14 protein-coding genes are annotated in these 13,647 nt (G+C 45.1%); 4 read left to right on the top strand and 10 right to left on the bottom strand.

The window, feature by feature from the left end:
• From BCT81_RS14395 to BCT81_RS14405, 3 genes are all read left to right on the top strand, one after another.
• The coding region (locus tag BCT81_RS14395) for a helicase-related protein (protein ID WP_133152630.1) at window positions 1-755 on the top strand (755 nt) is incomplete at its 5' end.
• A 108-nt stretch (window positions 756-863) separates the two neighbouring features.
• Window positions 864-1,268 (top strand): PPC domain-containing DNA-binding protein, encoded by a 405-nt coding sequence (locus BCT81_RS14400; RefSeq protein WP_102424861.1) that lies wholly within the window; start codon window positions 864-866, stop codon window positions 1,266-1,268.
• A gap of 70 nt (window positions 1,269-1,338) precedes the next feature.
• Window positions 1,339-1,962 carry a 3'-5' exonuclease gene (locus BCT81_RS14405; protein WP_102424862.1) on the top strand — a complete coding sequence of 208 codons (624 nt, stop codon included), beginning with the start codon at window positions 1,339-1,341 and terminating at the stop codon, window positions 1,960-1,962.
• An 86-nt stretch (window positions 1,963-2,048) separates the two neighbouring features.
• On the opposite strand, the gene BCT81_RS14410 is transcribed toward BCT81_RS14405, so the two are convergent.
• Window positions 2,049-2,885: a DUF6279 family lipoprotein gene (locus BCT81_RS14410; protein WP_102424863.1), complete on the bottom strand. Its 837-nt coding sequence runs from the start codon at window positions 2,883-2,885 to the stop codon at window positions 2,049-2,051.
• 276 nt (window positions 2,886-3,161) lie between these two features.
• Here BCT81_RS14410 and BCT81_RS14415 point away from each other — a divergent pair, with 276 nt between their 5' ends.
• Window positions 3,162-3,335 carry a hypothetical protein gene (locus tag BCT81_RS14415; protein ID WP_004737794.1) on the top strand — a complete coding sequence of 58 codons (174 nt, stop codon included), beginning with the start codon at window positions 3,162-3,164 and terminating at the stop codon, window positions 3,333-3,335.
• 105 nt (window positions 3,336-3,440) lie between these two features.
• Here BCT81_RS14415 and dbpA read toward each other — a convergent pair whose 3' ends face one another.
• From dbpA to BCT81_RS14460, 9 genes are all read right to left on the bottom strand, one after another.
• A complete protein-coding gene (dbpA, locus tag BCT81_RS14420) occupies window positions 3,441-4,820 on the bottom strand; it encodes an ATP-dependent RNA helicase DbpA (RefSeq protein ID WP_102424864.1) in 1,380 nt (459 codons plus the stop codon).
• Window positions 4,821-4,968: 148 nt separating this feature from the next.
• On the bottom strand, window positions 4,969-5,877 hold the full coding sequence (locus BCT81_RS14425; protein WP_102424865.1) for an aldo/keto reductase family oxidoreductase: 909 nt from the start codon (window positions 5,875-5,877) through the stop codon (window positions 4,969-4,971).
• Between the two features lie 217 nt (window positions 5,878-6,094).
• Window positions 6,095-6,661 carry a hypothetical protein gene (locus BCT81_RS14430; protein ID WP_102424866.1) on the bottom strand — a complete coding sequence of 189 codons (567 nt, stop codon included), beginning with the start codon at window positions 6,659-6,661 and terminating at the stop codon, window positions 6,095-6,097.
• A gap of 210 nt (window positions 6,662-6,871) precedes the next feature.
• Window positions 6,872-7,816 (bottom strand): substrate-binding domain-containing protein, encoded by a 945-nt coding sequence (locus BCT81_RS14435; RefSeq protein ID WP_102424867.1) that lies wholly within the window; start codon window positions 7,814-7,816, stop codon window positions 6,872-6,874.
• Window positions 7,816-8,454, bottom strand: a complete 639-nt coding sequence (locus tag BCT81_RS14440; RefSeq protein WP_102424868.1) for an OmpA family protein — start codon at window positions 8,452-8,454, stop codon at window positions 7,816-7,818. Before BCT81_RS14440 ends, BCT81_RS14435 begins: the two co-directional genes overlap by 1 nt.
• Entirely contained in the window at window positions 8,454-9,767 is a 1,314-nt protein-coding gene (locus tag BCT81_RS14445) for a TolC family outer membrane protein (protein WP_102424869.1), read from the bottom strand. The genes BCT81_RS14440 and BCT81_RS14445 overlap by 1 nt, the downstream gene beginning before the upstream one ends.
• Before the next feature lie 32 nt (window positions 9,768-9,799).
• Window positions 9,800-11,125, bottom strand: a complete 1,326-nt coding sequence (locus BCT81_RS14450) for an HlyD family type I secretion periplasmic adaptor subunit (RefSeq protein WP_102424870.1) — start codon at window positions 11,123-11,125, stop codon at window positions 9,800-9,802.
• Window positions 11,118-13,277, bottom strand: coding sequence for a type I secretion system permease/ATPase (locus BCT81_RS14455; RefSeq protein WP_060980504.1), 2,160 nt, complete (start codon window positions 13,275-13,277; stop codon window positions 11,118-11,120). Before BCT81_RS14455 ends, BCT81_RS14450 begins: the two co-directional genes overlap by 8 nt.
• Window positions 13,278-13,311: 34 nt before the next feature.
• Window positions 13,312-13,647, bottom strand: a 336-nt coding sequence (locus tag BCT81_RS14460) for a type I secretion C-terminal target domain-containing protein (RefSeq protein ID WP_133152631.1), incomplete at its 5' end; no start/stop codon positions are given.

The following is a 13,647-nucleotide window of genomic DNA, read 5'->3' on the forward strand; positions in this document are numbered from 1 at the left end:
TAGTACTGGATGAAGCAGACCGTATGCTAGACATGGGCTTCATCGAAGACATCAACAAGATCATCGCTCGCTTACCGCAAGATGTGCAAAACCTGCTGTTCTCAGCAACGCTTTCTACACCGGTTCGTGCACTAGCGAAGAGTGCTATCAGTGATGCTGAAGAGATTTCAATTGCCAAGACAGACGCTTCGAAAGCGAACATTGAGCAATGGCTAGTAACAGTAGATAAAGACCGTAAATCGGCACTACTGAGCCACATGATTACTGAAGGTAACTGGGATCAAGCGCTTATCTTCATCGAAACCAAGCATGGTGCAGCAAAATTGGTTGCTCAACTTGAGAAACGAGGCATTCAAGCTGAAGCGTTCCACAGTGGACGTAGCCAAGCGATTCGTGAAAAGATCTTAGCGGACTTTAAGAAAGGTCACCTTAAGTTCCTAGTGGCAACGGGCGTTGCTGCACGTGGTATTGATATCGATAACCTACCACGCGTTGTTAACTACGATATGCCTTTCCCAGCAGACGACTACGTTCACCGTATTGGTCGTACAGGCCGTGCTGATGCAACAGGTGAAGCGATCTCTTTCTTATCAAAAGACAACTTCAAGAACCTATGCATTATTGAAAAGCGCCTTGGTCACTTGATTGAACGCCGCGTGGTTGAAGGTTTCGAACCACGTAAAGAAGTGCCTATTTCGGTGCTGAACTTTGTTCCTAAGAAGAAAAGAGAACAGCAAGAAAAAGAAGGCAAGTAATTAGCCTAGCTTGATTTGAAGTCAAAGCGTATTGCCAAATTATGACAAAACGAAGCCAACTAAGGCTTCGTTTTGTTCTGTAAACCAGTGAGAGTTAGAGGGAAGGCAATGATCACCCCAATTGCAACACGATTAACCCGAGGCCAAGACTTAAAGCTTGAGCTACAAAAGCTAGTGACCAAACATAACGTCGCAGCGGGCTCTATTGCATCTTGTGTGGGCTGCGTTTCCCAACTCAATATTCGCTTGGCAAACGCAAACCACACAAAGTTAATTCAAGCACCATTCGAAATTGTGTCTGTCATGGCAACGCTAACGCCGAACCACCAGCACGTCCACATTTCGGTAGCTGATGAGAATGGCGATGTGATTGGTGGTCATTTACTTGAAGGAACCATCATCGCAACCACCGCTGAATTGATTATTCATCGCTACGATACCTTGACCTTCAGCAGAGAGCATGATGATTCGACAGGTTACACTGAGCTCACTATCAGTGATAACCCACAATAAGCTGGCGACACCGAAGGCAATACCAACGCTTATATAAAGCGATACAGATAAACAGTTATTAGGAAACACCATGGCTCCACACTCCGCAGACTCCGTTATCGTTCTCGATTTCGAAACCACTGGCTTGTCCCCAAATATGGGCGATCGAGCGATAGAAATTGGTGCAGTGAAACTCGTTAACGGCGAAGTAGTCGACACCTTTCAACAACTGATGAACCCGGGATTTCGCGTGAGTGGGTTCATTGAAGGCTATACCGGAATCACGAATCGTATGTTAAGCACCGCTGCTAGCTGTGGAGAAGTGATGGATGAATTTGCAGACTTCATTCAAGACAGCCAACTAGTCGCTCATAATGCCTCATTTGATAAGCGCTTTCTTGATGCAGAGTTAGAAAATATTGGTCGTGATTACACTGGACAATTTGCATGCTCAATGCTGATCGCTCGCCGCCTTATCCAAGACGCACCAACTCATAAGTTAGGTGACCTTGTGCGTTTCAAGAGTATCGACAACGATGGTACTTTCCACAGAGCGTTAGCCGATTCAGAGATGACAGCAAGACTATGGTTATTAATGATTGATGAGCTGCAGAGTGACCACGGTATATATCAACCTAGCTTCCAGTTGATGCAGAAAATATCGAAGACAGCCAAAGGTGCAATTCCAAAGCTCCTGATGAGCAACCGAGGTTAAGTGCATTCGCAATAATTAGAATAAGTAAAGGCTGATCTATATTTCTAGAGTAGCCTTTTCTTTTATTGGCAAGGCTTACTTGCGCCCTACTCTTGCAAGGTAATCAATGTTGACTCAAGGCTCTCTAATTCATTCATGAAATAAGACCATTGCTTATCACTACTTACCGCTGCGATATCCACTAAAAACTTGGCGGATATCTGCATATTCTTGTTAAGTTGAGATTCCAAACCGTCAGGGTAATAAGACTCATTGTTCAAAAGCAACTTCATAATAATCGGCTGAGAGATGTGCAAGTCACTCTTCTTTTCCATCAGTAGAGTGAGATCTTGATAAGTATTATTTTGATACTCTCGCCAGCTATTATTGGTATTTATCCACTCTTGAGACCAAGCCACAATGATCTGTTGTTGTTCTTTTGATACCGATCCTAACCATCGCTCAAGTCGTTCCTCTATTCGCTCGCGATATCGCTCTCTAGAATCATCATCATTCAAAGACAATCTCTCTTCGTAAAACTCTTGCTGCTTTTTTCTAAAGTTCTTTAAGAATTCGCTATCTTGTTTAGGGTTAAGTTGCATACTTAACGCGTAAATGTCAGGAGAGAATTTATTAACGATGGTTCGAATGTGATTTTTTATTTGCTCACTTTGTTCAACAATAAAAGCGGGGCTCAACTCTGAACGATTAATACTTTGCAGCACTTCTATCTGTTCAATATAAAGTGGTAGCTGAGTTTCTTTATGCCATGCTTGCAATGAATCTAAGCGCGCTTCTAACTCAGACTCTTGGCTATTGGATAACGAAACAAAGTCTTCTATATAGCTCACCGCAAACCAGCTGATATTGTTATATGCGAATTTAGTTCCGCACCCGACAAATAGGAAACAGACCAATAGAAGTAACCAACGGCATTTTCTCATTACACCCTCTCACAGCCTATGACTAATCAGTAAACCCAAACGACAAAATAGATTTACTCTTGATCTTATAACATTAGTTATAAAAGCAAGTTCTCGTAAAACTTTCAGATAAATTGAGACTTAGCCTTGCCAAATAAGCCATTTCGGCAAATGATTAAAATAAAACCTATTGTTAGCAGTGATGTTATTCGGCTTTTTTGCTTATTTGAAATGCAAGTTGGAAATAGCTGCATGATTTAAATGAGTATCGAATATTCAGTATTTGGGAGGGAAGCTATGGCCGCTATTCCTGAAAATACCAGCGCGTTAGAATACGAGCTTTGCTATTTTGACGATGGGAAAGTAACTACCATGACAATAATAGCGAGCAACCGACAGGAAGCGATGACTTGGTATCTTAACGAAGGGAAACATCTGAACGACCTTTATTCGATAAGGCCCGATGAATAGAGAGCAGATTAATCGTTATATAGCATGGGGAAATAGACTAACCCATTGAGAAACACCCTTTACTGCACCGTGCTTAACGTGACAGTAAAGGGCTAGAATCTCGAATTACTTCAAAATTCGGGCGCGGAATTGACGGCCCTTCATTTTGCCTGATTCGATCTTATTCAATGCTTTCTTAGCAACAGAACGCTCTACCGCTACGTAAGCGCGCATTGCGAATAAGTTAATCTTACCTACCGACTTGCCTTCGATACCACCTTGACCAGTCAATGCGCCAAGAATATCACCTGCACGAAGCTTGGCTTTCTTACCACCATCAATTTGGATCGTCACCATGTTTGAGTAGTACGGTTTTGCGATTGGTTTCGCTGGTAGTTCAGATGGCTCGATTGGCATGTCCATGTACTCATCAATTTGAGCCACACGGTACATCTCTTTTTCGCTAAAGAAGCTGATCGCCACACCTTTGCTACCTGCACGACCTGTACGACCAATGCGGTGTACGTGAACTTCTGGGTCACGAGACAACTCGAAGTTGAATACTGCATCTAGGTTATCAACATCTAGACCGCGAGCCGCAACGTCTGTCGCCACTAGAATCGAGATAGTTTTGTTTGAGAACTGAACCAAAGCTTGGTCACGTTCACGCTGTTCCATGTCGCCATGCAGCTCGATAACGCTAAAGCCACGATGGCTTAGTTCGTCAGTCACGTTCTGTACTTCTTTCTTCGTGTTACAGAACACAACCGCTGATTCTGGTTGATGATGAAGTAACAACAACTCTAGAGCATCGTCACGAGCCTCAGAACCTTCAAGTTTGTAGAAGTGCTGTTGAATGCTCGAGTGATCGTGCGTCGATTCAACTTTCACCATTTCTGGGTTACGCATGATGCGGTCAGCAACTGATTTAATTTGTTTAGGGAAGGTTGCACTAAACAGAAGAGTCTGACGATCTTTTGGTGCTGCATCGATAACTGCATCCAACGCGTCTTGAAAGCCCATCTCTAGCATGCGATCCGCTTCATCTAATACCAGCGTGTTCAGCTCAGATAGGTCAATGCGGCCTTTCTCCAAGTGATCAAGAATACGACCAGGAGTACCGACTAAGATGTGTGCGCCATGCTCTAGTGAGCCAATTTGTGGCCCCATTGGCATACCACCACACAGTGTCAGCACTTTAATATTGTGAATACCACGAGCAAGCGTACGAATCTCTTTTGCTACTTGGTCTGCCAGTTCACGAGTCGGACACAACACTAAAGATTGAACACGGAAACGCTTAACGCGTAGGTTTTGCAGCACGCCCAAACCAAAAGCAGCTGTTTTGCCTGAACCCGTTTTACCCTGACCGATAACGTCTTTGCCATTTAGGATAGTAGGAAGACTTAACGCTTGGATCGGCGTCATTTCAGTATAACCAAGAGAATCCAACGTATGCAGAAGCTCAGGTTTAAGGGCGATTGAAGAGAATTTTGAAGTGCTCAATGGAAATATCCAACTGGTGAAAAACAGAGTGCATTATGAGTGTTTTTGAAAATTATTCCACCTTAATCACAGTTTTGAAGAAATAGGTTATGCGAACACAAAAAAGCCAGCTTTGTTAGCTGGCTTTTGCTTCTTTACGGATTGCTTTCTATGGCACACCATGGCCTTTAGAAGCCACCCACACGCGATACCATTGTTCGCGAGTCAGTTCGATTTTCAGTGCATCAACAGCTGTCTTAACGCGTTCAATCTTACCAGAACCAATGATAGCAATTGGGTTCGACGGTAAACGACGTACCCAAGCGTAAATCACTTGGTCAATACTGTCTGCACCCACTTCTAAACGAATCGCCTCAAGCTCTTCACGAACGCGAACCGCTTGTGCAGAATCACCACTGAAGATGCTACCGCCACCTAGGCAAGACCACGCCATTGGACGAGTGCGGTTCATTTGCAGCTGATCAAGCGTGCCATCATGGGCAACGTCGAAATTCAATGGGTTGATTTCAACTTGGTTAGTCACTAACGGTTTGCCTAATCGAGATTGCAATAATTCGAATTGACGTGGTGAAAAGTTAGATACACCAAAGTGCTTAACCTTACCGACTTTGTGCAGCTCTGCGAAGGCTTCTGCTACTTCGTCTGCATCCATCAAGGCATCGGGACGGTGAATCAGCAATACATCGATATCGTGAACGCCTAGGCGCTCTAATGAGTTATTTACTGATTGGTAGATATGGTGTGCGCTAGTGTCGTAGTGATTGATCTTACGCTCAGAAGTGTGGTCACCACACAAGTTGATATCACACTTGGTGACAATTTGAATCTCGTCTCGAAGGCTAGGTTCCAGCGCAAGTGCTTCACCAAACAGCTTTTCACATTGGTAGTTACCATAGATATCCGCGTGATCAACCGTTGTGATACCAAGGTCTATGTGTTGCTTAAGGAAAGTTAGACGTTGTTGAGGGGTCATGCCCCACTCTGCCGTACGCCAGTATCCTTGCACCAACTCAGAAAATTCTGGGCCTTGTGGCGCTATCGTTACTTTTGCAACCATGGGTTGTCTCCTTTATCAATACTGAGCGTATCCTATGCTCGTTTTACCGACGGCTCAACGTTTAACAAATGGCAAAGGTAAACGCTTGCTAAAACTGTGAGAGCAACAGAAAAACGAACACTCAAATCAATAATAGCTTGCTGTCTGGCTCTCAGGCGTTCTACGAAAAAGGTGGTTTACTCGAATGAAAAATAACACTTTCTATAAATTTGAGTGATTAAAAGCGATTAAGTTCCACGGTCAAACTGTCTCCGTCACTAGTGAGAACGATCCAAGGAGAGTCAACATTCGGGACATTCCATCGGCTTATTTGCTCTGAAGAGTCGTGCGATCCATTCATAAACTCGATCAACTGCTTGTCCACTATGTCAGCACTTACTCCTTCCCTTTCTGCCAGTTCAAGTTGGCTCACAACATCGAACTCATCTTCCCCAATACGAATTGAGCTGAGTGCAAAGCCATCTTGGCGTAGGTATGCTTGAAGTTTGGTGTAACTTAATTTGGAATATGGCAGTGTGAAACGAACGACTTCGACACTTGATGCTGTTAAGTCCAACTCTACATACACATCAAGATCGTAGTACTGCGTTAGGTCACTACACAGCTGAGTGCCTTCGACTTCGCCACAATCCATTAAATCGATGTCGTTAATATAGTGTTGAGAACTAGGCTGAGCGTGGCTCGTGTTAAACACGGTTCGTAGCCACCAACTTTCATTCGCTTGAACGGAGAAAGAGAGGATATTGAAAGCTAATAGTACGATTAGGGCAGAAAGACGTTTCATTAATGTTGCTTATTCAAATCACTAGACGTGACTCATTATACGCAACCCATCAACCAGCAACCTGTTGAGCCACAAATTTTAGGCGAAAAAAAACGGGCATACATGCCCGCTAGATAAATTCATCGCCGAATAACGTAATCCGTCACGTTGAGAACCATTACGGAAGTGAGGATAGCACTCTTCCACAACCGTTACAATACGTCATCCTAATTATTTATAACCACCTTCGATAGCCGGCTCTTCAAGCGACAATCTCACTTTGTTACGTTGAATCGCTTCTGGCGGTAAGCTGATGAAACCGTACTGATTTAGCACCTCTTGATGGTCTTCAGAAAGCGTTAGGCCAATAAAGAATTTCTCTTGTTCAGTAAATCCTTTACGGTGTGCTGGGATGTTCAAGTACATGTAGTAAACCGTCGCTAATGGGTAACGCCCAGAGAGGATGGTCTCTTTGTTAAGGTCGTAATTAACCCCTAAGTTATCGACAACGCTCAGCCATTTCACATCAGAGATTTGATCCGAGTATACGGTGTAACCAATCGCCGCCTCTTCATCTTCAATCTTGTTTATAAGATGCGGCAAGTCCGATAGGAACTGAGTATGTGCATATTCCCCATCCGCTCCACACTCAACCCAGCTGGAAAAGGTAGTATGCCCTTTCAGGTTATGGTCGATGGCGAAAGGCAGCATATGGGTGTCTAGGCTTTCGCCGTTACGAGCATCACTAGTTGGCGACCATTTAGGGTGCTTAGGATCGTTCGAGCATCCAAACACATCGATAAGTTCAGCGACTGTAATGGATGTGGCTGGGTTATCTTCATTGGCCAAAATTGCAATCACATCGGCGGTAAACATCAGCTCTGTCGGCCTATAGCCGTAGCGCATATCAAACCTTGCCATCTCTTTGTCGGTCCACTTTTTCGAAGTAATACCCACACGTGAACGCTGCATGATCATTTGTTCTGGCACGCTGTCGCTTAGCAAAAGCTCCAAGTCGATCTCTTGACTCTTAAGCAAGTCTTCAACCAAGGCTTCCATATTAGGCTCAATGGCGACTAAGCCGATCTCTGTGACGTCATTCGCCAATGTTACTGGAGAGAAAAGGGCCGGTATAGCGGCAAGCAGTAAGCCAGATTTATTCGATAGACTCTTCATTACTGGCCTCCTTCCGGGTCAATCATTATCTTAGATTCAACGTCACTGTTACTGTCTAGCTGCATCTCTGAAGTGAAAATATTCCAAGATGGATTCACTTCCATACTCTCGGTTTTTAACACAGCAATAGTTCTACGTTTACGCTTATGAAGATGCTGAGTTAGGCTGGTTATCTGAGTAAATTCTTGTTCAAAGATACGCTTACTATCGATTCCGCGGTCGATCAGTGCGTCTCGGATAACGCCCGTTCTTCTCTTAGCCAATGCCTTGTTGTAAGTGTTGGTACCCTCTGAGCTAGTATCGCCCACCAAGGTTACTGAAGCATCCGGTTGCTCACCAAGCAAACGAACAAGCTCATTCAATACCGCTGTATGCTCTGGTTTAAGGTCGTACTTATCGAAATCAAATGCCACGCTGAGTACTTCAACGTCTTCTACGATCTTCCAATTAGCACAGCCTTTGATATCAACGGTTACGCCTTCAGGTGTGTCTGCACACAGGTCTCGTTGGTTGATGACACCATCACGGTCGTTATCCGCTAAATCATCAATTTGGTGGCGAGTCATGGTGGTGTCTGGCGTTTCTGCACAACCCATCAACAAAATAGAACTAAGTAGTGCGAGTTTAAAATGTTTCATTACTTGTTCTCCCCTTGCCACTCTTCTGGGTGTTCAACCCTCAATGCGTAGGTCAACATACCCATCGCATTCAATACTCGGTATGCCGCTAATGTCTGCTCGTATTCAGTGCTGATGAAATTTCGTCGAGCTAAGAAAACCTCGACCTTGGCATCCAGAACATCCAGTAGGCTTCGTCTGCCGACATTAAATTGCTGGATATAACCTAGCTCGGCTATTTTGGCAGCATCGACGTTCTGTTGAAGCAAAGACTTTTGCTGTTCGAGCATTTTGTAAGCATTCCAAGCGAGTTGAGTCCCCTCTTTCACTTCGCGTTCAGTTCTGACTCGAATCGCTCTAGCCTCTTCTACGCGCCACGCTGACGATTCGACACGTGAATCTGTAGAAAAACCATTAAACAGATCGTAATCCATGGTCAGCATGATTCGCGCATCTTCGTCGACACCACCAGGCGGGTTTGAGACGTTGTCATTCTTATTCGCGTGAAGCTCTAATTTGACCTCTGGGTAGTAATCGCCTTTCTCTCTACGCATCTCTTTACGAGCGGCGTCGATATCAAGCAACGAGGCTTTGATTTCAGGATGGTTCTCTACCGCCTGTTCAAGAGCCACTTCAGCAGAACTTGGTAACAGAGCGTAATCAAAACGTGGATACACCAAGTTCACCGCAGGCTTACCCACTAATCGTAAGTACTGGGTCTGCAAATCAAACAGATTGTTTTGAGCCGCGATCAATGAAGATTGTGCCGTCGCGACACGAGCCGAGATCTGAGCTAAGTCTGAATTACTACTTAAACCTTTGCTCTTTTTATCCTGGATATCTTGATAGATCTCTTGGTGCTCTTTCACGTTACGTTTGGAAAGCTCCAAAAGCGTCTCTGCTTTCAAAATATCAAGGTAGTTTCTAACCACATCCAATGACACATTTTCAGCGCGAGAAATCAGTGTCAAACGCTCCGCTTCCGCTTCATAGGTTAAACGGTCAACATTCGAGGTCGTTTTAAAACCATCAAACAGTAGCTGAGAGACTTTAACGCCAATTTCAGTTCGTGTTAGGCCTCGGTCGTCGGTATCAAGTTTGCTGCCGCTGTTATAGCGAGTCTCTTCATAACCCGCTGCTGCATATAAATTGACTTGTGGCATATACAAGCCACTCGCCGCATCTCCGTCTCGTATTACCGATTGGTATCTGGAGTACTGCGCCAATATCTCTGGACTATAGTCAATGGCAAATGCCACCGATTCTTCTAATGAGGCAGCTTGAGAAAGCCCGCTCATTAGTAAGCAAGAAGAGAGTAAGAATTTTGAATGCATTACACTTCCTTTTATATTTATGCTGACGCACTTCATCGCTCGCGAAGTGAGTTTTCCTTAGCTCGTAAAATAGGTTTTAACCAATAACTCAATACTGTTTTTTCACCGGTTAAGATATCAACCGCCACTTGCATCCCTGGGATAATACTAAAGGCAGAGTTTTGTTGCTGGTCTTCGTTTAATTGAATATGGGCTCGGTAATATGCGTTGCCGTCTTCAGTTTGCAAGGCATCGGCGCTCACGTAGGTCACCTCGCCTTTTAGCCCGCCATAAATCACAAAATCGTAAGCCGAAAACTTAATAGTGGCGTCTAACCCTTTGTGAACAAAGGCAATATCTTGAGGAGAGATCTTAGCTTCCACAATCAGCTGACTGTTGGATGGGATCAGCTCAATAATCGGCTCACCAGGGCGGACAACACCACCGATGGTGCGAACAAAGATCTCTTTCACCGTGCCGTCGACAGGCGCTACGATTTCCGTTCGCTTAAGTTGGTCGGCGATTGCCTGTTGGCTTTCGTTAAGTTGCGCGATTTTGCTGGTTACTTCGTTGAGCTGACCTTGCACCTTGGTTCTAAAGTCCAATGCGATGCTGCGGTGGTCAGCAATAGATTCCGAATACGCCGCCATCTGTTTCTGAGCTGCCACTCTTGAGCTCGCAATATCACCTTTAAGCTTTACAACGTCACGATTCAGTTTTAATAACTCAACTTCTGCAACCGCACCGCTGGCCACCACATCTTTGAGCATGTTGCGCTCTCGAATCACGATATCTAAGCTGCTCTCAAGAGTCTGAATATTATTCAACGTATCAACACGAGCCTGAGCTTGTTGCTCAATACGCAATGCCGCCTCTTCCAGCTCCGACTTCAATTGCCCCAAGCGCTCAAGGTAGTTCGCTTTGGCGTTCATTAATGCAGGATGGCTTGATACATCAACGGCAATGTCTTGTGGCACCAATACCACTCGCTCGTACCACTCTTTAGCATCGTTGTTTAACACCACGGTTGAGAGTTCAGCTCTTAGCCTTGATTGCTGAGCCAGTAAGGTATCCGCTTGTTGAGCCGACTCTAAAAATGCCGCTTTAAAACGCGTATCTTCTAACTTCGCCAGAGGCTGACCTTTCACCACAGATTGGCCTTGTCGCACCATGATCTCTTGAACCAAGCCGCCTTCTAAGCTCTGAATCGTTTGTACTGAAAGACTCGGCACCACTTTGCCTTCACCAATCACCACTTCTTCGAGAGTTGCCCACGTCGCCCAGCCAATGATCGACACAATCAACAGCGCACTTAGCCAAATCAACTTACGTGAGCGGAACGCCAAGTGGTTATTGGTCCATTGAATATCGTTACTCATTACGACCTCCCTTTACCACTGAAACCGTCTTAAAGCGGCTCGCTCCTTTGGGTACGCTTCTCTTCTGCAGAGATAAAATATCTTTGGGCTCACCTTCCGCGACTATCTGACCTTTATCTAGAACAATCACGCGATCGCACATCATCAAGAAGGAAGATTTGTGCGAGCTGATCAGCATAGACGTTTCTCTCGGCATGCTTTGCAGTGCATTGAAGAACTGAATTTCCGCTTGATTATCTAGCGCGCTGGTTGGTTCATCCATAATCAAAAGTTTTGGACAGCGGTAGAGTGCTCTTGCAATGGCAACAGCTTGACGTTGGCCTCCAGAGAGCAACCGGCCGCCCTCACCAACTGGCGTTTCCAAGCCATTACTTAAACGCCCCATATAGCCGTTCAAACCCGACTGCTGTAATGCCTGTCTTAGCTTCTCTTCATCGACATTCGTTGCACCTAACGTCACGTTATCGTAAACGCTGCCAAAGATAAGGTTGGTATTTTGTCCTACCCAGCCCATACCATTTCGCAAGACACTGGTTGGCCACAACTGGCCGTCAATTTCTTGGTAAAACACTTGTCCAGTACTCGGTAAATACTGACGAGCAATAATCGATAACAGTGTGGTTTTGCCTGCGCCAGCTGCACCGATAAGGCCAACTCGTTCACCCGGCTTGATCTCCAGTGAGATATCCTTTAATGCAGGGCTTTGCGTCTCTGGATAAGTGAAGGTCACCTCATCAAGCCTCACTCCACCGTCAAAGTCGCCCTTGTCTATCACTTGGTGTTTGGACTCTTCCTGAGGCAGCTCCATTATCTGGTTCAGTCCTTCGACTGCAGAACGTGTTTGCTGGAATCTCAGCAGTAAAAGAGACAATTGGTTCACAGAACTCGCCGCTCGCCCGCTCAACATCACGACAGCAATTAACCCACCCATACTTAGCAAGCCCTCTGAGATTTGATACACACCGAAGATGATCAGAGTAATGGTGACAATCTGCTGACTGGATTGAATTGAGTGGGTCACGATATTTGAGTAATGACGAGACTGAGTCTGCCATTGAGATAGCGAGGAGATCGTCTGCTCCCAACGCTTTTGAGTAACACCTTCAGCGTTGTTCTGCTTGATATCTGGAAGTGTTGTTAAACAATCGAACAGCTGTGCTTGTCTTTGTGTCGACAGACGCGCGGTTTCATCAAACGTTTTTTCTACTTTGCCCTTCATGGCAATGCTGAGCACGATAAGCACCAACATAATAGCGACAGGAATAAACATCATCGCACCACCAAGCCACCCGATAAGTAAAAGGAACAGCAAGGTGAATGGCAGGTCGACTAACGTCACCAAAGAAATGGAAGTGAAGAAATCTTTTACGCTGTCGAAGTCTTGAAGCTGCCGTGCGAATGCACCTACCGATTGCGGTCGGTTTTCGAGCTTCATTCCAAGGACTTTTGAGAATAGTTGAGAAGACAGCTTATTGTCTATATAGCGCCCTGCCATGTCCGTCACAGAGCTTCGTGAGCTTCTCAATACCCAATCAAAAATAACCACGATACCAACGCCGGCGGCCAGTACCCAAAGTGTGTTGAACGCTTGGTTGGGTACTACACGGTCGTATACGTTCATGGTAAACAGCGGAACGACTAGCGCCAATACGTTAATCAAGAACGAAGCGATAAACAGGTCTCGGTACCAAGGTTTCACTTCTTTGACCACACGCCAAAGCCAGCGCGTATTTGATTTACTATCACTGCGCTCATGTGCCTGAACACGGGCGTCATCAAGCGCTTGAGCACCGACTTGCCAAACGTACGATTCGACTTGTGCGACCAACTCTTTTAACGAGATAGTCTGACTAGAATCAGTTTCACAATCTAAAACATCAAAGTCATCACCAGCGCCTTGGGTAACAACTACGGGAGCTCCTGTCGCTGATTTCACAGCAACAACCGGAAACTGACATTGAGTCAGCAACTCTTTTTTTACATGACTCAGAGTCAACCCTGATTTCTCAATCGCTCTTGGGAAAAGGGACTCATTAAGCCTTCCTTGGTCTAAAGGTAGGCCAGACACTATTTTGGACGGATGGCTACGCACATTAAAATGCTCGCATAACCACTCCACACAACCTAGCCAGCTGTCTTTTTGTTCTACCAATCTAAAACTTCCTTTTATAGACTGTACATCTAACTTACAGCGTTAAATTATTGTCTTCTATCATTTTTTGTAAAATTTGTGCTTCTAATGCACTGCTGCTATCACCCTGATACAAATCGTCATACGTCACATCGGCGAGCAAGATATTTTGTTGGACGTCATCGTCTCCATTGGCCTTGATCGAAATCGTGACGCCTTCCGTTGATTCTTCAAGATCGAGGTACTGTGTCGCACCAATGCCCGTCGCGATACCTAAGCCCCCCAGGATACCTGACAAATCAATCGCATCCGTGTCTGGTGAGGCATCAAAATCTTGAACCACATCGAAGCTCGGCGCATCAGCGCTACCTAAACCTGAAGATTCAAATAC

It is taken from the genome of Vibrio sp. 10N.261.52.A1, from assembly GCF_002876325.1.
Taxonomy (GTDB): domain Bacteria; phylum Pseudomonadota; class Gammaproteobacteria; order Enterobacterales; family Vibrionaceae; genus Vibrio; species Vibrio chagasii.

Bases quoted from the DNA above. Each gene is read 5' to 3' on its own strand.
- BCT81_RS14400 (WP_102424861.1), top strand. From the start codon at position 864: ATGATCACCCCAATTGCAACACGATTAACCCGAGGCCAAGACTTAAAG.
- BCT81_RS14405 (WP_102424862.1), top strand. From the start codon at position 1,339: ATGGCTCCACACTCCGCAGACTCCGTTATCGTTCTCGATTTCGAAACC.
- BCT81_RS14410 (WP_102424863.1), bottom strand. From the start codon at position 2,885: ATGAGAAAATGCCGTTGGTTACTTCTATTGGTCTGTTTCCTATTTGTC.
- BCT81_RS14415 (WP_004737794.1), top strand. From the start codon at position 3,162: ATGGCCGCTATTCCTGAAAATACCAGCGCGTTAGAATACGAGCTTTGC.
- BCT81_RS14425 (WP_102424865.1), bottom strand. From the start codon at position 5,877: ATGGTTGCAAAAGTAACGATAGCGCCACAAGGCCCAGAATTTTCTGAG.
- BCT81_RS14430 (WP_102424866.1), bottom strand. From the start codon at position 6,661: ATGAAACGTCTTTCTGCCCTAATCGTACTATTAGCTTTCAATATCCTC.
- BCT81_RS14435 (WP_102424867.1), bottom strand. From the start codon at position 7,816: ATGAAGAGTCTATCGAATAAATCTGGCTTACTGCTTGCCGCTATACCG.
- BCT81_RS14440 (WP_102424868.1), bottom strand. From the start codon at position 8,454: ATGAAACATTTTAAACTCGCACTACTTAGTTCTATTTTGTTGATGGGT.
- BCT81_RS14445 (WP_102424869.1), bottom strand. From the start codon at position 9,767: ATGCATTCAAAATTCTTACTCTCTTCTTGCTTACTAATGAGCGGGCTT.
- BCT81_RS14450 (WP_102424870.1), bottom strand. From the start codon at position 11,125: ATGAGTAACGATATTCAATGGACCAATAACCACTTGGCGTTCCGCTCA.